The sequence below is a fragment of the Endozoicomonas gorgoniicola genome (assembly GCF_025562715.2).
GTDB classification, from domain to species: Bacteria; Pseudomonadota; Gammaproteobacteria; order Pseudomonadales; family Endozoicomonadaceae; genus Endozoicomonas_A; species Endozoicomonas_A gorgoniicola.
This window is the reverse complement of sequence record NZ_JAPFCC010000001.1, coordinates 6,094,372-6,111,140: the sequence shown is the minus strand read 5'-3', so window position 1 is coordinate 6,111,140 and position 16,769 is coordinate 6,094,372. Positions and strand designations below refer to the sequence as shown.

General features: G+C 50.6%; 19 protein-coding genes. 3 read left to right on the top strand and 16 right to left on the bottom strand.

Annotated elements, in window-relative coordinates:
* Positions 1-305 precede the first annotated feature (305 nt).
* The 3 genes from NX722_RS27485 to NX722_RS27475 are packed head-to-tail and all read right to left on the bottom strand — an operon-like array spanning position 306 to position 3,108.
* The gene (locus tag NX722_RS27485; protein WP_262565999.1) at positions 306-911 is read right to left on the bottom strand and encodes a glutathione S-transferase family protein; all 606 of its coding nucleotides are present in this window, start codon (positions 909-911) and stop codon (positions 306-308) included.
* Positions 912-932: 21 nt separating this feature from the next.
* A complete protein-coding gene (locus NX722_RS27480; protein ID WP_262565998.1) occupies positions 933-2,087 on the bottom strand; it encodes an iron-containing alcohol dehydrogenase in 1,155 nt (384 codons plus the stop codon).
* Between the two features lie 10 nt (positions 2,088-2,097).
* Positions 2,098-3,108, bottom strand: coding sequence for an NADP-dependent oxidoreductase (locus NX722_RS27475; RefSeq protein ID WP_262565997.1), 1,011 nt, complete (start codon positions 3,106-3,108; stop codon positions 2,098-2,100).
* A 287-nt stretch (positions 3,109-3,395) separates the two neighbouring features.
* Between NX722_RS27475 and NX722_RS27470 the strand changes: the two genes are divergently transcribed.
* A complete protein-coding gene (locus tag NX722_RS27470; RefSeq protein WP_262565996.1) occupies positions 3,396-4,337 on the top strand; it encodes a LysR family transcriptional regulator in 942 nt (313 codons plus the stop codon).
* Here the strand turns inward: NX722_RS27470 and NX722_RS27465 are convergent.
* Together NX722_RS27465 and rpmE are read right to left on the bottom strand one after the other, a co-directional pair.
* Positions 4,334-5,215, bottom strand: coding sequence for a thermonuclease family protein (locus tag NX722_RS27465; protein ID WP_262565995.1), 882 nt, complete (start codon positions 5,213-5,215; stop codon positions 4,334-4,336). The two genes, NX722_RS27470 and NX722_RS27465, sit on opposite strands and share 4 nt — an antisense overlap.
* Before the next feature lie 8 nt (positions 5,216-5,223).
* Positions 5,224-5,439 (bottom strand): 50S ribosomal protein L31, encoded by a 216-nt coding sequence (gene rpmE, locus NX722_RS27460; protein WP_262568742.1) that lies wholly within the window; start codon positions 5,437-5,439, stop codon positions 5,224-5,226.
* 271 nt (positions 5,440-5,710) lie between these two features.
* Between rpmE and NX722_RS27455 the strand changes: the two genes are divergently transcribed.
* Positions 5,711-7,975, top strand: a complete 2,265-nt coding sequence (locus tag NX722_RS27455) for a primosomal protein N' (RefSeq protein ID WP_262565994.1) — start codon at positions 5,711-5,713, stop codon at positions 7,973-7,975.
* Positions 7,976-7,987: 12 nt separating this feature from the next.
* Here NX722_RS27455 and NX722_RS27450 read toward each other — a convergent pair whose 3' ends face one another.
* Positions 7,988-8,755 (bottom strand): DUF2059 domain-containing protein, encoded by a 768-nt coding sequence (locus NX722_RS27450; RefSeq protein WP_262565993.1) that lies wholly within the window; start codon positions 8,753-8,755, stop codon positions 7,988-7,990.
* A gap of 68 nt (positions 8,756-8,823) precedes the next feature.
* On the bottom strand, positions 8,824-9,534 hold the full coding sequence (locus NX722_RS27445) for a 16S rRNA (uracil(1498)-N(3))-methyltransferase (RefSeq protein WP_262565992.1): 711 nt from the start codon (positions 9,532-9,534) through the stop codon (positions 8,824-8,826).
* Positions 9,535-9,724: 190 nt separating this feature from the next.
* Here NX722_RS27445 and NX722_RS27440 point away from each other — a divergent pair, with 190 nt between their 5' ends.
* Entirely contained in the window at positions 9,725-10,921 is a 1,197-nt protein-coding gene (locus tag NX722_RS27440) for a hypothetical protein (protein ID WP_262565991.1), read from the top strand.
* Positions 10,922-10,953: 32 nt separating this feature from the next.
* On the opposite strand, the gene NX722_RS27435 is transcribed toward NX722_RS27440, so the two are convergent.
* From NX722_RS27435 to ubiE, 9 genes are all read right to left on the bottom strand, one after another.
* Positions 10,954-11,250: a hypothetical protein gene (locus tag NX722_RS27435; protein ID WP_262565990.1), complete on the bottom strand. Its 297-nt coding sequence runs from the start codon at positions 11,248-11,250 to the stop codon at positions 10,954-10,956.
* Positions 11,251-11,398: 148 nt separating this feature from the next.
* Positions 11,399-12,142 carry a twin-arginine translocase subunit TatC gene (tatC, locus tag NX722_RS27430; protein ID WP_262565989.1) on the bottom strand — a complete coding sequence of 248 codons (744 nt, stop codon included), beginning with the start codon at positions 12,140-12,142 and terminating at the stop codon, positions 11,399-11,401.
* On the bottom strand, positions 12,139-12,504 hold the full coding sequence (gene tatB, locus NX722_RS27425) for a Sec-independent protein translocase protein TatB (protein WP_262565988.1): 366 nt from the start codon (positions 12,502-12,504) through the stop codon (positions 12,139-12,141). The genes tatC and tatB overlap by 4 nt, the downstream gene beginning before the upstream one ends.
* A gap of 38 nt (positions 12,505-12,542) precedes the next feature.
* Positions 12,543-12,788 (bottom strand): twin-arginine translocase TatA/TatE family subunit, encoded by a 246-nt coding sequence (tatA, locus tag NX722_RS27420; RefSeq protein ID WP_262565987.1) that lies wholly within the window; start codon positions 12,786-12,788, stop codon positions 12,543-12,545.
* A gap of 34 nt (positions 12,789-12,822) precedes the next feature.
* Positions 12,823-13,176 carry a phosphoribosyl-ATP diphosphatase gene (locus tag NX722_RS27415; RefSeq protein WP_265442399.1) on the bottom strand — a complete coding sequence of 118 codons (354 nt, stop codon included), beginning with the start codon at positions 13,174-13,176 and terminating at the stop codon, positions 12,823-12,825.
* Entirely contained in the window at positions 13,145-13,582 is a 438-nt protein-coding gene (gene hisI, locus NX722_RS27410; RefSeq protein ID WP_262565985.1) for a phosphoribosyl-AMP cyclohydrolase, read from the bottom strand. The genes NX722_RS27415 and hisI overlap by 32 nt, the downstream gene beginning before the upstream one ends.
* Positions 13,564-15,165, bottom strand: coding sequence for a ubiquinone biosynthesis regulatory protein kinase UbiB (ubiB, locus tag NX722_RS27405; protein WP_262565984.1), 1,602 nt, complete (start codon positions 15,163-15,165; stop codon positions 13,564-13,566). Before ubiB ends, hisI begins: the two co-directional genes overlap by 19 nt.
* Before the next feature lie 55 nt (positions 15,166-15,220).
* On the bottom strand, positions 15,221-15,883 hold the full coding sequence (locus NX722_RS27400; RefSeq protein ID WP_262565983.1) for a ubiquinone biosynthesis accessory factor UbiJ: 663 nt from the start codon (positions 15,881-15,883) through the stop codon (positions 15,221-15,223).
* Positions 15,883-16,722 (bottom strand): bifunctional demethylmenaquinone methyltransferase/2-methoxy-6-polyprenyl-1,4-benzoquinol methylase UbiE, encoded by an 840-nt coding sequence (gene ubiE / locus NX722_RS27395; RefSeq protein ID WP_262565982.1) that lies wholly within the window; start codon positions 16,720-16,722, stop codon positions 15,883-15,885. The genes NX722_RS27400 and ubiE overlap by 1 nt, the downstream gene beginning before the upstream one ends.
* Between the last annotated feature and the right edge of the window lie 47 nt (positions 16,723-16,769).

Sequence of the window (16,769 nt, the reverse complement as noted above, 5' to 3'; positions counted from 1 at the left end):
AATGTTTCTGGTCCAACCTACTCAAGAACAGGGAGAGCTTCAATCAACGGAATGGTCAAATTACTTTGATTGATAACGAAAAGGCAGAATATAGGAACCCTATTTTGCGAACAAGCTCAGGTTGGTTAAGAAAAGTATATATACAGATCAAATTCCACGAAATGGAACCAAATTACTTATCACTGCAACGGTTTAAATACAGTCTCACCAACTTTTACGAGTCATGCTTTTTCAGGGTGTGGAAATAATAGATACATCAAACTGGAAAGAAGGGGGGGAGAGTCAGAACTCCCCCCCTTCTGAGATCAATCAAACGATGCGGCCTTAATAAAAGCGGGACGTTGTTGAATACGCTTCAGGTAAGCCTGAATATGTGGATAACTGGCAATAATTCCCTGCATCTGGGCAAGCATTAAAACTGTACTCATCATAATATCAGCAGCGGTAAAATCTTCACCGCAGAAATAACTGGAATCAGCCAGTGTCTGGTTGATGTAACTGAAATCCAGTTCGGCTTCTTTCTGTGCATAACCAAAAACAGGTGCGCTTTTATCTTCAATGCTGCCCAGAAACAGGCTCAGTATAACCGGCAGCATCGCAGAGCCTTCGGCAAAATGCAGCCACTGCAAATAGCCAGGGTAGTCAGCATCTGTTTTTGCAGGACGCAGAGAATCAGGAGCATACTGGTCGAGCAGGTACTCAATAATCGCTGCTGACTCAACCATTACATTGTCGTTTATTTCAACAATGGGAGCCTTACCCAGTGGGTGAATCTTCCGCATCTCAGCCGGAGCCAGGCGGGTGGCCGGATCCCGGTCATAAGAGACGACGGTGTATTCAACTCCCAGTTCTTCCAGTAACCAGATAATACGGGTGGATCGTGACTGCTTCAGATGATGAATTTTTATCATAATTATACTCCAGGGTTGTTATTACAAAGCATTGCTTAATATTTTTCCGGATACTTCCAGAGTGATATTTTTCTTCTCACCAAGAGCCGTCATCCCGTGCCTTTCCAGCTGATCAACCAGTATCGGAATATCCTGTTGTGTCATGCCATAATCGCTCAGGCGAGTCTTAATCCCCATTGATTCAAAGAAACTCCGGGTTTTACTGATAGCCAGACTGATCCTTTCGCCCTCACTCCCCTGCTGAACATCCCAGACTCTTGCAGCGTATTGCAGAAGCTTTTCAGCTTTCTGCTCGCGCATTTCTTCCATCAGCGATGGCAGGACAATCGCCAGTGTTCTGGCATGATCAACACCGTGCAAGGCAGTAATTTCATGACCAATCATATGAGTCGCCCAGTCATGGGGAACCCCCTGACCAATCAGTCCATTCAAGGCCTGGTTGGCAGCCCACATAATGGTAGAGCGAACCTGATAGTCTTCCGGTTGCTTCAATACCTTCGGTCCTTCGCTGATCAGGGTGCTTAACAGACCTTCTGCATAGCGATCCTGTACATGAGCACCGTCACGAACCGTCAGGTACTGCTCCATAATATGGACAAAAGCATCAACAACCCCGTTTGCTGACTGACCTGCCGGCAGACTGTAGGTAGTTTCAGGATCAAGAACGGCAAAGCGCGGATAAACCAGTGGGTTCAAAAACGCCAGCTTGTCACTGGTCTCCCTGCGGGTAATCACGGAGCCACTATTACTTTCAGAGCCGGTTGCAGGCAGGGTCAGTACGTTCCCTGCGGGTACCACCTGGCCCAGTTCAGCGCCTTCGCTGAGAATGGTCCACGGGTCGCCCTCAAAGTGAATGGCAGCTGCTATAAACTTGGTGCCGTCAATCACTGAGCCACCACCAACAGCCAGCAGAAAATCGATCTTTTCCCTGCGAGCCAGTTCCACAGCCTGCATCAGGTTTTCGTAAGTCGGGTTTGGCTCAATACCGCCAAACATCTGTACTGTGTGGCTTTCCAGTGCTTTCAGCACCTGGTCAAGAGTTCCGTTCTTTTTGATGCTACCGCCACCATAGGTGATTAATACACGGGCATCAGCCGGTATTTCAGAGGCAATAGTGGCGATCTGACCTTTACCAAAATGAATGCGGGTCGGATTATGGAAAGTAAAGTTATTCATTTGTCGTCTCTCAGGCCAGCTTTACCAGCATCTTGCCAGTGTTTTTGCCGCTAAATAATCCCATAAAGGCTTCAGGTGCAGACTCAATGCCTTCAAAAACGGTTTCCCGATAATGGATCTTCTCTTCAAGAATCCACTGACTCATCTGTTGCACAAAAGCGGGGTATTCATCCCAGTGTTCAAAGACAATAAAGCCCTGAACCTTGAGTTTCTTAATAATAATCTGTGCCAGATTGGTCGGGCCCGGTACCGGAGCCTCAGCATTGTATTGATCGATCATGCCGCATATTGCAATACGTCCATGGTCATTCATTACATTGAGAGCCGCTTCCAGATGCGCGCCACCAACATTTTCAAAATAAACGTCAATCCCGTTTGGACAAGCAGCTTTCAGATCGGCAGACAGGTCTTGGCTGGTTTTATAGTTAATGACTGCGTCAACACCCAGCTCACTGGTCAGGTACTCAGCCTTAACGTCGGAACCGACACTGCCAACGACAAAACAGCCTTTGAGCTTGGCAATCTGGCAGACAATCGACCCCACGGCACCAGAAGCGGCTGAAACAAAAACATTGTCGCCTTCTTTCAGTTCGCCAATTTTTAACAAACCGGTATAGGCGGTCATACCAGGCATACCGAGTACGCCGAGAAACGCCTGCTCAGGAACTGGTGATTCAGGCAGGGGTTGGAGGTCTTCGCCCTTGCTGATGTAATATTCCCGCCAGCCACTCATGTGAGCAACCTTCTGCCCGACGGTGAAAGCCGGATTATCAGACTCGACCACTTCACCAACCGCTCCCCCCTCCAGTACGGCACCCAGTGCAAATGGCGCTACATAACTTTTGCGTTCAATCATACGACCACGCATGTAGGGGTCGACTGACATCCACAGGTTTTTGACCAGCACTTCACCTTTTTTCACTTCCGCAACAGGCGTTGAAACCAGTTTGAAATCTTCTGCAACAGGCATACCTGACGGACGGCGTTGTAAATGGATTTCCTGATTACTTTTAATGTACATAACAGTCACCTCAGTTTTTTATTACTCGACTCTGATCGTGTTTAGAGGCGAATTTACTCTTCTGTTTGCCATGCTTCCAATACATCTAAAGAATACATATTATGCGTTCAGGTAATATTCTGGATAATGCATAATAGAAACGAAAGCCTGCTTCGTTCAATATACGTCTAAAGTCGTAAGAATGAGCGTTAATTTAAAATTGAGCAGCTCATACCAGAGGGCGCAGAAACACTTAATCAACTTGCAAGGAATATTCTTAATGCATTTGCACAATATTGGAGTGAGCTATGCCTGATAGATTGTCAGGGAGCGACCTTAATCTTTTGCCTGTACTGCATGTACTTCTTGAGGAGCGTAATGTTACCAGGGCCGCCGGCAAGCTAAATCTGTCTCAGTCAGCAATCAGCAGGAGCCTTGGTCGACTCCGAAAACTCTTTAATGATCCGCTTTTTACCCGGACTCCAAAAGGGCTTAACCCAACTCCGAGGGCTGAAGCACTGGCGGCGCAGTTACGACTTTCGCTCTCGGACATTGGTCGACTGATTGCACCAGCTGAGTTTGACCCTGCGTCGACCAAACGCCTGTTCCGCTTGTCGACAACAGACTATGGCGCACAGATCTTTATTCCTCCGGTAATCCGTCGCATCCATCGTGAAGCCCCCGGAGTTGACCTGGAGATCATCCCCTGGCATGAACACCTGATTAACGAGCTTGACCAGCAAAACATTGATATCTCGACCTGTGCAGTCAGCGATGCACCTGCTGCGGTTCACGGGCGAGGCCTGGGGAAAGACCAGTTTGTCTGTGTCATGAGCCGGAACCATCCGTTGTTAGAGGGGGACTTCACGCTTCAAGCCTATGCTGAAGCCTCCCACGCATTGATAACCATGGGAGGCGAACGAAAAGGGCTTGTTGACTACACACTGGAGAAATACGGTTTACAACGAAGAATTGCTCTCAGGGTGCCACATTTTGTCGCTGCGTTTGCTCTGGTGGCAGATACCGAATTGATATTGACCGTTCCCTACTGCCTGGCAAAAATCTGTGCGGCTGATCATGGATTGGAAATTATTCCATTTCCTGCGGAACACGAAGGGTTAACTTATTCACTCATCTGGCATGAGCGATTTATGCGGGATCCAGGCCATATCTGGCTCAGGCAGTTGATGTATGAGGAATTAACCAGAACGATTGCCCTGTGGCATACTCCCCCCTCAGCATCACATTAATTGATGCGTTTAATGGCAAGGGAGTGGTAGATACCCATAACCCAGGGTTTGTACTTTTTAGATCCACGCTTGCGTCGGGAGCTTTCCATCACCCAGCCACGGGCTTCAATTTTCCGGCCAATCGCATTTCTCAGCCAGCGTTCATCGGCTCCGGACTTGAGTACGCGCAGTACCATAGGTCCGTCCAGGTCAACCCAATAGTAATCGCTGTCGCGGGGCGCACGAACCGCCATGACAATACTGCTGACCAGATGAAAGCCTGAAGTTATAGATTGCTGACTGATATCAAGAACAGGCTGCTTTGACCACACGCCACGCCCCGCCTTTCGGGCATCGTTTTCCCGTTCGGAAAAGCAGTCGTTATAGGCACTGTGATCATCGGGGAACAGCTGGAAGGCCAGCCCGTTTTCCAGCAGTATGGCTTCTAAAGAGCGGCCGTCCGGCATAAACAGGTGTGCCAGCACTCTGCCATGCTGATCCTCCCCGCGCTCGGCTCTCTGCATCTGCAGTCTGGAAGAGCTTTTCAACAACCCTCGCAGAACTTCCGTCGCCTGATCGCCAAAAGGTTCCGGAGCCAGTCCATCATGTGCAACTTCGGGAGCGTTTACAGAGGCAAAGCGTACTTTTCTACCATCCTGAAGCCAGAGTGTATCGCCATCAACGATATAGTCCCAGACAACAGCTTCTGACCTGCCTTTAATAAAACAGTTAGCTTGCGCATCCACTTCCGCCCATGAAAAAGGTATCAAAGTACAACCCAAAAAAAAGGCGCCTACCCAATGGTAAAGCGCCTTTTTTTTAAGCTGCTTTAACAGCTGCCTGCCCCCGGGCAGAATACCCCGAACGAATACGGGGTTGAGTCTGTCCAGGGTAGGCATACTCACAATTACTTGCGAGTGCTGAGCTTGCCGAAACGCTTGTTGAAGCGTTCGATACGGCCGCCGGTATCCATTACTTTCTGGGTGCCGGTGTAGAATGGGTGGCACTTGGAGCACACTTCAATCTGCAGTTCCTTGCACAGAGTGGAGCGAGTCTGGATTTTGTTACCGCAGGAGCAGGTAACTTCGATCTGTTCGTAGTTCGGATGGATTTCCGGCTTCATGATATCTACCTCAAAAAACGCATGCCGCCACTGCACAGCCCCAACATGATGTCGGTTATGGAACAGCACCGCACACAAGCAAGCTGGTATTTTCAGTGTGAAAACACCAGCCCCTGGAAATTGAGGGCGAATCATACCAGAGTATCGGAGTCAAGCAAACCTCCCCTGCCGCCCTTACGGTTCAAGGGCTGGCACCGGATTCACGGACATTGAGGGTACAACCCGCATCAGACTCAGGGTAAACTGCCAGAACCAGTCAAGAGTCCGCTTCATGAGTTCCAGCAACGACATCATTCTCAGCATTGCCGTTCCTACGCCATTGCGTCAGCTGTTTGATTATCTGCCACCCAAAGGGATTGACCCTGTCCTTTTGCAACCGGGCATGAGGGTTCAGGTTCAGTTTGGCCCCCGCAGAATGCTGGGCATTATTGAAGCGATAAAAGACCAGTCCGACTGCCCACCTGACAAACTGCGTCATGCCAGCGGCATTCTTGAGAACAGCCCGGTTCTGCCTGAAAACATTATGAGCCTGTGCCGCTGGGCAGCCAGCTATTACCATTACAGCCTGGGCGAAACCTTATCCCTCGCCCTGCCTCAGGCACTCAGGCAAGGCAAACCGGCTTCAGCAGGCACCATTACACTCTGGAAAAGTGCCTGCGAACTGAACGATGTCCTGAAAAAACAACTGAAAAGTGCAAAACGCCAGTTACAGGCTCTGGAATTAATCCATACGGCCCCGCAAGGCATCAATGAGGTGGAGCTGAAAGAAGCGGGTATCAGCAAAACCATCCTGACCAATCTGGCTAAAAAACAACTGGCCAGCTGTTACGAGCTGGAAGTCCATAACGAACCTTTTTATTCAGCTAGTTATTCAGCTAGTGATTCAGCTAGTGATTCCGTCAGCCCGCTTCTCAGACAAGCTCCCCTGACGCTCAACCCGGAACAGCAGTTTGCCCTGGAAGGCATTCTGGAGACCCCCTCCTTCCACCCGGTATTATTAGAAGGCGTCACCGGCAGCGGCAAAACCGAAGTTTATTTACAGGCCATTGCCGCTACCCTGAAGGCTGGGAGACAGGCTCTGGTGCTGGTGCCTGAGATTGGCCTGACGCCGCAAACCATTGAACGATTCAGAAAGCGCTTCAGGGTTCCGGTGGTGTGTATCCACTCTGGCCTGAGCGACGGGGAACGCCTGCAATCCTGGCTGGCAGCCAGCCGAACCAGCGCAGGTATTTTGATTGCCACACGCTCCGGCGTGTTTACCCCCATGCCGAAGCTGGGGCTGATCATCATTGATGAAGAACACGACGGTTCTTATAAACAGCAGGACACCCTGCGCTACAATGCCAGGGATCTGGCTATCTACCGCGCTAAAATGGCAGACTGCCCGGTCGTCCTCGGCTCTGCCACCCCGTCACTGGAAAGCCTGCAAAACGCCCGCACTGGCCGTTACAGCCATCTTCAGATGAAAAGTCGCGCCGGTGGCGCTAAAGCCCCAACCATTGAATTGCTGGATATTCGCCAGCAGTTGCTGACCGATGGTTTTGCCCAGCCCATCCTTGACCGTATGCAGCGTACTTTGCAGCAGGGGCATCAGGTGATGGTGTTTCTGAATCGCCGGGGGTATGCACCGTCCCTGATCTGTCATGACTGTGGCACTATTTTCGACTGTCCGCATTGTGACGCTCACATGACCCTGCACCGCCAGCCACCGCACATGCACTGCCACCATTGCGATTACCAGACCGCTATCCCCCGGGCCTGCCCGGCGTGTCACAGCAAAAAACTGCAACCAGCCGGTCAGGGGACTGAACGCAGTGAGCAGGTGTTATCACAACTGTTTCCTGATTATCCCGTGTTAAGGGTGGACAGGGACTCCACCCGCCGGAAAGACGCTCTGCCTGCGCTGCTGGATCAGATCAATGAGGGCAAACCCTGCATTCTTCTGGGTACTCAGATGCTCGCCAAAGGCCATCATTTTCCGGGGGTTACACTGGTTGCCATTATCAATGCGGACGGCGGGCTGTTCAGTTCCGACTTTCGGGGACTGGAGAAAACCGGACAGCTGGTCATGCAGGTGGCCGGCCGTTCAGGTCGTGGGCAGATGCCCGGTCATGTGATTATCCAGACGCATAATCCCCAGCATCCGGCCTTGCAGATGTTATCAATGAACGATTTCACACGCTTTGCCAACAGTCTGTTCAGCGAACGACAGCATTTGCGCCTGCCGCCCTGTGGCTATCTGGCCGTATTTCGAACCGAATCCGCCTATACACAGGATGGATTGGCTTTATTAAAACAGTTACGGGAGCGTGTCTTACAACACTTTGGAGAAATGTCGGCGCTTACTCCCCTGGGGCCTCTGCCTGCGATTATGGAAAAACGTCAGGGGCGTTTCCGCCAGCAGCTGCTGCTTCAGTCCAGCGAACGACCCATTCTACATCGGGTTCTGAACGATCTGGTGGGTTATCTGGACGGTTTAAAACTGCCAAGACACCTGCGCTGGACGCTGGATGTTGATCCTCAGGAGATGACCTGAAACGCTTATCTTTCACAACATCCGAGCCATCGCCTGCATCTGTCCCCGCTGGAAGTTCTGCATGGCCGATGACCGGGCAAAATCCAGATAAGCCCTGATCTCGTTATCAGGCAGGCTGCGATAAGTGTAGAGGTAGAGGTTACGCATCTCATCACTGATGCCTTTGCGTATGGCCGGTTTTTCTCTGGCCTTGAGAATTTCCGGCGGACGCACGGCATACCCTTCCTGCATCGGCATGATTTCACGCAGCAGACGCTGAGCCCCCACAGACGCACTGGCCACCAGTTCGGTACCCAGTTCTTCGGCATCCATAGTTTCCATCAGTTCTTCAATCAGGCGAATCCGACTGGTGCGGGGTAACTGCTGCCCCAGCTTTTCTTCAATATACCCCTGCATACGCAAACGGTTGGCAGGGTCATTAGCAGCCATTTCAAGGGACAGCACCTTTTGCCCCAGATTGGAATTATACCAGTCCAGAAGCCTCAACAACTCTCCGACACTCAACGCCTCATCCAGCGTTGCCAACATGGACGACCGGTAAAATGATGCACTATAGCGAACCTCGACCACTTGATTGACTGTCTTGACAACCACTTCCGGCAAGGTGTACTTCCCCGTCTCCAGGGTCATGCTGGCACGTATCCAGTCCAGCTGACGCTCGAGACGGGCGTTATCATAGAGTTCATTCAGAAGAATCTGTTTATCGGCGGAGAGTGTCTGACCAGACGACAGCAACAGTATGATCAGCGCAACAGCAAATCCTTTTCTGTGTACGCACATAAGCAGGCCATAGTTAGAGTTGTTTAAAAAAAAGGTGACAACTTTTCCAACAATAACGCCAAGCAGGGCTAGTCGTAAAGTTTCGACGTGATAGCCGTTACTGCCGTTTCTACCCTGAGGATTCTTGATCCCAGATGAATGCGTTCAAAACCCGCTTCCTCCAGCTTTTCAACCTCGTAAGGTATAAACCCACCTTCCGGGCCAATCGCCAGTACCACTTCATCCGAAATCTGGTGTGGACAGGAAATGCCTCCCACCGGGTGCGCCACCATGCCCCGCTTGCCTGCGACCATAGCGGGCAGCCGGTCTTCCACAAACGGTTTGAAGCGTTTTTCCTGAATCACTTCCGGCAATACCGTGTCACGAGCCTGCTCCAGCCCCAGCACCAGTTGTTCATGAACCTTTTCTTCCGACAGCCAGGGCGACTGCCAGAAGCTTTTTTCAACCCGGTAGCTGTTCATTAAGACAATGCGCTTCACCCCAAGGGCGGTTAGATGTTGGAGGCTGCGTTTCAACATCTTGGGCCTGGGCAGCGCCAGCAATACGGTGAGGGGCAAAGCCGCTGGCGGCTGTTCTGTCAGGATCACGTCCATTTCCATAGCATCCGTCGACAAAGCTGTGATGGTTCCTTCCCCCATCAGACTATTGACCAGACCAACCCGCAGCGTGTCACCCACCTTTGCCTGATGAACACTCAGTACGTGTTGCAACTGCCGCCCCTGCAGTTTAACCAGAGAGTCCGATACAAAGTCATCAGGTGTCAGCAACAGTAAATTCATAAATGCGCAAAATCAGTAAAGTGATCAAATTGGACGCTTATTGTCCGGATTTACAGTCAGGGAGCAAGTCACACACCCCTCTGCTCTGATTGTTGAAGAATGGATTCTGGCTACTGCAATGGAACGGCCAGAAAATGTTTATAACTATAATAACGTCAGCATGGAAATAAGGTTCTACAGGAGCACGAACATGATAAAAGGATTTTCTGACACGCTGTCATCCGGACTGGGGGCAAAGGGAAAGGATATTAAAGGTCTGCTGACCGGCAGCGTCAGTTTACTGGGCAAAGATGCCGACATCTTTAAACTGGCTTTTCGCATGACCCTGTTCAAAACCATAGCCATGACAATGTGCCTTGCCTGTGTCTACTACTTCATGATTGCGCAGGACTATTTAACAGGAATGCTGTTAATTCTGCTCACCCTTATGGCCGGGCCGGTATTTTCATTTATTCAAATGAGGTACAAAGCCGTTGGGTCATGGATGATTTACGATATTCTACAGGGAAAAGACACCGATATACCCAGTGGTGCCAGGGCTATAAAGGGCATGGGAGTCTCTTTATTTCTCTATTCAATTATTGACTATATGGTCAGATCAAAAAGCTCTGAAGGCTCTGACGAAGACTCAAATACAGGCAGTCACTTTTTTACCAGCCTGTTATTGGGTGTTTTCAGTGAAGTCTGGGATCTGGTAAAAAATTTCTCCATACCCGCTATTGCGATTGATCAGTCAAGCATTCGACAGATACCGGAGAAACTGTCACTTGTTAAGAAAAACGTTCCGGGAGCCCTGGTGGGCGTGCTGGGTATTGACCTGATTGGCAGCCTTATTGGCTCTCTTTCTCTGGTGTTGTTTCTCCCTGCCCTGGCTTTGGGGGCAGGAGCTGGCTATTTTGGTCACTCCCTGTTTCCGGAAAACTGGCTGATTCTGACAGAAAACAATGAGGTCGCTGTTAATACACTGCCAATATTTATATTGTTATTCATCAGCTTTGTCCTGTATTCGCTGTTCACATCCATTGTCGACATCGTTAAAACCTCCTATTTCACAACGTTTTACATAGCGCTCACCCGTCCCGATAGCATTCAGGAAGGCCTGAGGGCAAAGGTAACTCATTATCTTGATTACGAAGGCAAAACAGAGAACTACACGTTCTTCAAAAAACAAGTTCCGGAAGATGAAAAAGGCTATGACTTAAATACACAGACAGGTGATGACCAGAAAATCATTAACCGGCTGGCCAATACATTTAAAGCCAATATCAATAAAGGCATGGAGAAAGAAAAAATCCATCAGGCTCTGTTAAAAAAGGGATATTCCAAAGAACAACTGAATGCAGCCTTCAAGCTTTATCAGGCGTATCTCAAAAGAAATAAAGCGTAAGCAGCCATAAACAAGGTTTCGCCCTTCTGATCTCAGAGAAGGGCTACACCTTTGCGGTATTCATCAATGATGATATCAATTTCGGCCAGCAGCCTGCGCGCCAGCTGTTTGTCATCCATTTCGGCGATGGCCGCTTTCAGGTCATCAAGGTCTTCAAACCCTTCTGACAGAAGCGATTGCAGGGGGGTCAGGCAGAATTCCCGGGCAATGGTATTCAGCTCATGCAGAATCACCTCGAAAGGCACTTCAAAGGGATTAAACTCCCGGGTAATCTTTCGTTCGGCATTCTGACCCGATGGGTTGCCGCCTGAAGGCTGGGGATATAACATACTTCCTCCCTGAGTACTGCAGCTCATTTATGTAGCTATCACATAAACACAATAGACAAATATCAGCCGCGCAGGCTGCCAATTGCATGACTGACTCCTGCCATGAAAAAACAGTCTTGAAAAGCAGTCAAAGCACTGACAGAACGGGTTAGTCAGAACCGGAAGGCTTCAGCTTTGAAAAAATAATGCCCGCTTCAAACAGCAGCCACATGGGAATCGCCAGTAACGACTGGGAGATCACGTCCGGCGGTGTCAACAGCATACCTGTAACGAAACAGCCCACAACGATATAGGGTCGCTTGGCTTTCAGGCTTGCAATGGTGGTTATGCCTGACCAGACCATCAGAACCGTCGCTACTGGTATTTCAAACGCCAGCCCAAAGGCAAAAAACAGTTTAAGAATAAAATCCAGATAGCTATTGATATCGGTCATCACCGTGACCGACTCAGGCCCCACACTGGTAAAGAAAGCAAAAATCAGCGGAAACACCACGTAATAGGCAAACGCCATACCCAGATAAAACAGCACCACGCTGGCCACCAGCAGGGGAACCGCCAGACGCTTTTCGCTGCTATACAGACCCGGCGCGATAAACGCCCAGATCTGGTGCAGAACATAAGGAATAGACAGAAAAAAAGACAGCACCAGCGTCAGCTTGAACGGTGCCAGAAACGGCGAAGCCACCTCAGTCGCAATCATTGTGCTGCCTTCCGGCAAATGAGTTCGCAGGGGTTCGGACACGTACAGGTAAATATCGTTGGCAAACCAGAACAGACCAATAAAGACTACCCCGATCACCAGCAGGCTGTGCAGTATCCGACGACGTAACTCCAGCAGGTGCTGCACCAGAGGCTGTTCTTTATCATTTTCGGGTTCCGGAGCTTCGCTCATAAAGCAGGTTTCTTGTCGTCTGGATGGTCTTCACGGGGGTTGCTGGCTGGCGTTTTTTTCGGGCCAGCACGTTCGCTGTCCACTGCATTCCTTGAGTGCTCATTGGAAGATTCACCCAGGGATTCATTCAGGGAGGCCTTGGCTTTCTTCAGTTCCCGCATGACATTTTCATTGTGAATCTGTCGTTTCATCTCTTCGACATTCAATTCACGCTCCAGCTCCTCCTTCGCGTTTTGAAAGCTGCGTCGCAATTTGCCTACCCAGTAAGCGGTGGTACGAATCACAGCAGGAAGTCGCTCTGGCCCAAGTACCACCAGAGCGATTACAGCAATCAACAGAAGTTCTGAGAAACTAATATCCAACACCAGCTACCTCGTCAGGTTCACATTGGATAAAAAGATCAAGTGTTTTTCCTGTCCTTTTCATCAGCAAAAGAGGCATCTGCCTGATCTTTCCTGTGCTCCGCTTCCACGCTTTTTACATCCTGCTCCTTACTGCCTTCATCGGTGTGTAACGCTTTCTTAAACCCCTTGACAGCACTGCCAAGGTCACCACCCAGTCCTCTGAGCTTTTTGGTGCCAAACAGCATCACCACGATCAACAGAATGATTAACAACTGCCACAGGCTGATTCCACCTACGCCCATAATTACTTCCTCCTTTTTAATCAAGTTAATCGAGCTACTGCCCCCTGGAAGCCTTTTCTTCCAGTCCGGACAAACCAAAACGGCGTTCCAGCTCCCGCAATACATCGTTATGTGACAGACCAAGATGAGACAGCATGACCAGCGAGTGAAACCAGAGGTCAGCCGTTTCACAGACCAGATCCGACTTTGCTCCACCGGCTTCACAGGCTTTGGCAGCAATTATGGTTTCCGCCGACTCTTCCCCAACCTTCTTAAGAATTTTATCCAGCCCGGCCTTGTGCAGGCTGGCTACATAGGAAGCATCCGCTTCTGTGGTACGTCGCTGTTCCAGAACCTTTGCCAGCTGATCCAGCACATCACTCACTGCCTGTCTCCCCGTTCTTCCCATAAATCGCTTCCGGATCTTTCAAAACAGGTTCCACTGTCACCCACTGACCCTGTTCCAGACGACTGAAGTAGCAGGACTCACGCCCCGTATGACAGGCCATTCCCCCCACCTGCTCCACCAGCATCAGAATAGAGTCTCTGTCGCAATCCAGCCGCAACTCTTTTAGCCGCTGCACATGACCGGATGACTCCCCCTTGCGCCACAGTTTCCCTCTGGAGCGGGACCAGTATATGCCACGCTGTTCTTTTACCGTTAATGCCAGTGCTTCCCGATTCATCCAGGCCTGCATCAGCACCTTGCCGGTTTTCCAGTCCTGGGCAATGGCGGCCACCAGGCCATCTTTGTTCCAGCGAACCGTGTCCAGCCAGTGATGATCACTCTGTTCAATCAACGACTCAGAAGCCATACACCCGCCCCTCCCATCATAACCCCCTGCCAGGGGATGACACTGGCCCAGCCGGGTTCAAACAACAATGCACCACCAGCCAGCACCAGACCAGCCCCCAACCATTTTAGCCACGTCTTGCGACGTTCGGCCTGCTTATACATGTCCATCATGTTCTGCTGATGCTCAGACAACTGTCTCAGGCTGCCCAGGGCATTCTGAGCCATGTTCGGTACGCTCAGCATCCAGTCTGCCGCATTCTTTTTAATGGATTTGGCAATGCCCAGCGGCCCTACCTGATCCTTCATCCATTTTTCCAGAAACGGCTGGGCGGTTGCCCATAAGTCCAGATCAGGATAGAGCTGCCGCCCCAGCCCTTCCACATTCAGCAGGGTTTTCTCCAGCAATACCAGTTGTGGCTGAACCTCCATGTTAAACCGCCGTGCAACCTGAAACAGCCTGACCAGCAAATGCCCGAAGGAGATATCTTTTAACGGTTTCTCAAAGATGGGTTCACACACAGTACGAATAGCCGCTTCCAGCTCGCCAACCGCTGTATCTGGGGGTATCCAGCCGGAATCCACATGCAGCTGGGCCACCTTGCGATAATCCCGCTTGAAGAAAGCCAGAAGGTTCGCCGCCAGATAGTACTGATCTTCCGGTTCCAGTGTCCCAATAATGCCGCAGTCAATACCAATGTATTTAGGCTCCGCAGGGTTGTCGATATCCACAAAAATATTGCCGGGGTGCATATCCGCATGGAAAAAGCGATCCCTGAACACCTGGGTAAAAAAGATTTCAGTGCCGCGCTCCGCCAGCTTCTTCATATCCGTACCCCGTGCTTTCAGGGTTTTAATATCCGATATGGGGACACCATAGATACGATCCATCACCATCACCCTTGAGCGACAGTAATCCCAGTGAACCTGCGGTACATAGAATAAGGGTGATGCCAGAAAGTTACGACGCAACTGCGAAGCATTGGCCGCTTCCCGCAGCAGGTCCAGCTCATCCAGAATGGTTCGTTCATAATCCCTGACGACATCCATGGGCCGTAACCGTCTGGTCTCACGAACCAGGGTCAGCAGAATGCGGCTGAACAGATACATCAGGGCAATGTCTTTGCGAATCACCTTTTCAATATCAGGCCTGATAACCTTGATCACCACTTCCTCGCCAGAATGCAGCTTCGCGCTATGCACCTGGGCCACCGAAGCGGATGCCATGGGTTCATGATCGAAGCGGGCAAAGAGTTCATCGACCGGCCTGCCAAGGTCTCTTTCAATGATGTCTACCGCCTCACTGCCGGGAAAAGGTGGTACCCGGTCCTGCAATAGCGCCAGTTCGTCACTCACATCTTCTGGCAGCAGGTCACGACGAGTGGAGAGCAGTTGACCAAACTTGATAAAGATAGGCCCCAGGGCTTCCAGTGATTTTCTCAGGCGAACGCCTCTGGCGTCATGGTTATGAATAAACAGACGCCACGGCAATAAACGAACAAACCACCTTGCCAGAAAAGGCAACCGCTCCGGATTCACCAGTTCATCCAGACGATAGCGGGCAATAGCGCCAATGATTTTCAGTAAACGGGTTAACTGCAACACCCTTCACTCCCGTTCCTATTATTAACTGTGTTCATGGCTGACCATGCGCCCAGATTTATTTATGTTTCGATTTTATCTGCTCTTCCAGAGCAGAGACTCGTTTGGCTAATTCTTCGGTGCGGTCTTGTAAAGCGTTCACTTCAGACTGTGCAAACTCCCTGTCTGCCGGAGAAGGCAACACCTGTAACTCTTCCTGAAGATAGTCCGGCACCTGACGGACAGACCGTTGAAACAGCTGCTGAAGCCCATCGGATACACGACGAACCCCTTCTGATACCGCGTGCCCGGCAACATCACCCAGATAGCGACACACCAGACCTTCCCAGTCCAGCTCCATGCCTTTGTGTATTTCCCCAAGATCAGCAATCAGGGTTTCATCCCCTTCTGTCTCCAGTCCGGCCACGTCTTCAAAGGTGGCAAAACGTCGCCCTGCCAGCTCCATAAACGACACCAGGGAGCCTTTAATTGTGGCATCCACCTCACCTTCGTGGTAACCAGCCAGACGTATGCCGTAGGATTCAATCCACAGCCAGCAAGCAAAGTCCGGCTCCAGACATTCCACCCGAAGCACTGATCCCTGGTGCCTGCCTAACCGTTTTATGGTTACCGGATCAAGCGTAAGCGTCTTGTTGACCATTGCTTCGATGGAAGCCAGCAAGCCTGTTTTAATGGAAGGATCAAGCGAACACTCTGGTTTTGAAGAAAGCCGTTCTGCCATCAGGGCTTGACTCCCTTATGCAAGGCAACAATGCCACCGGTCATGTTGTGATACGTGGTATTCACAAAACCGGCGTCTTTCATCATCCTTTCCAGTGTGTCCTGATCCGGATGCTTGCGAATGCTTTCTGCCAGATATTTATAGCTCTCGGAATCATTGGCAATCAGCTTGCCCATTACTGGCAGCAGATTAAAAGAATACGTGTCGTAAACCTTGGTCAGAAGCGGGTTGCGGGTTTTGGAAAACTCCAGTACCAGTAATCGCCCGCCCGGTTTCAGAACCCGACACATGGACGCCAGTGCAGCCGGTTTGTCGGTCACATTCCGTAGACCGAAGGCAATGGTGATACAATCAAAGGTATTATCCGGAAAGGGCAGGCATTCAGCATTGGCCTGAACGTATTCAATATTGCCAGCCAGGCCATCATTCACCAGTCGGTCGCGCCCGACTCTGAGCATGGACTCATTAATGTCCGCCAGAACCACCCGGCCATTGTCGCCCACCCGACGGGCAAACTGTTTCGCCAGATCACCTGTTCCACCCGCAATATCAAGCACCTGATGCCCACGCCGGACCGCAGACAGCTCAATGGCAAACCGCTTCCATAGCCGGTGAACCCCCATGGACATCAGGTCGTTCATCACATCGTAACGAGTGGCAACTGAGTGAAAAACACCCGCTACCAGGCTTTCTTTTTCGTCAGGAGGCACTTCTCTGAAACCGAAGTGGGTTCTTTCCTGATCCCGAACGTTTTGTCGAACCTGATGAGTTGTCTGGCGGCCACCGTCATTATTATTGGGTTCTGACGATGGTCTCCCGCTGTCATGGCTGCTGGTCATTTACTCCCCCGACTCATAAAGACACGATTCAATCCACTTGATTAATA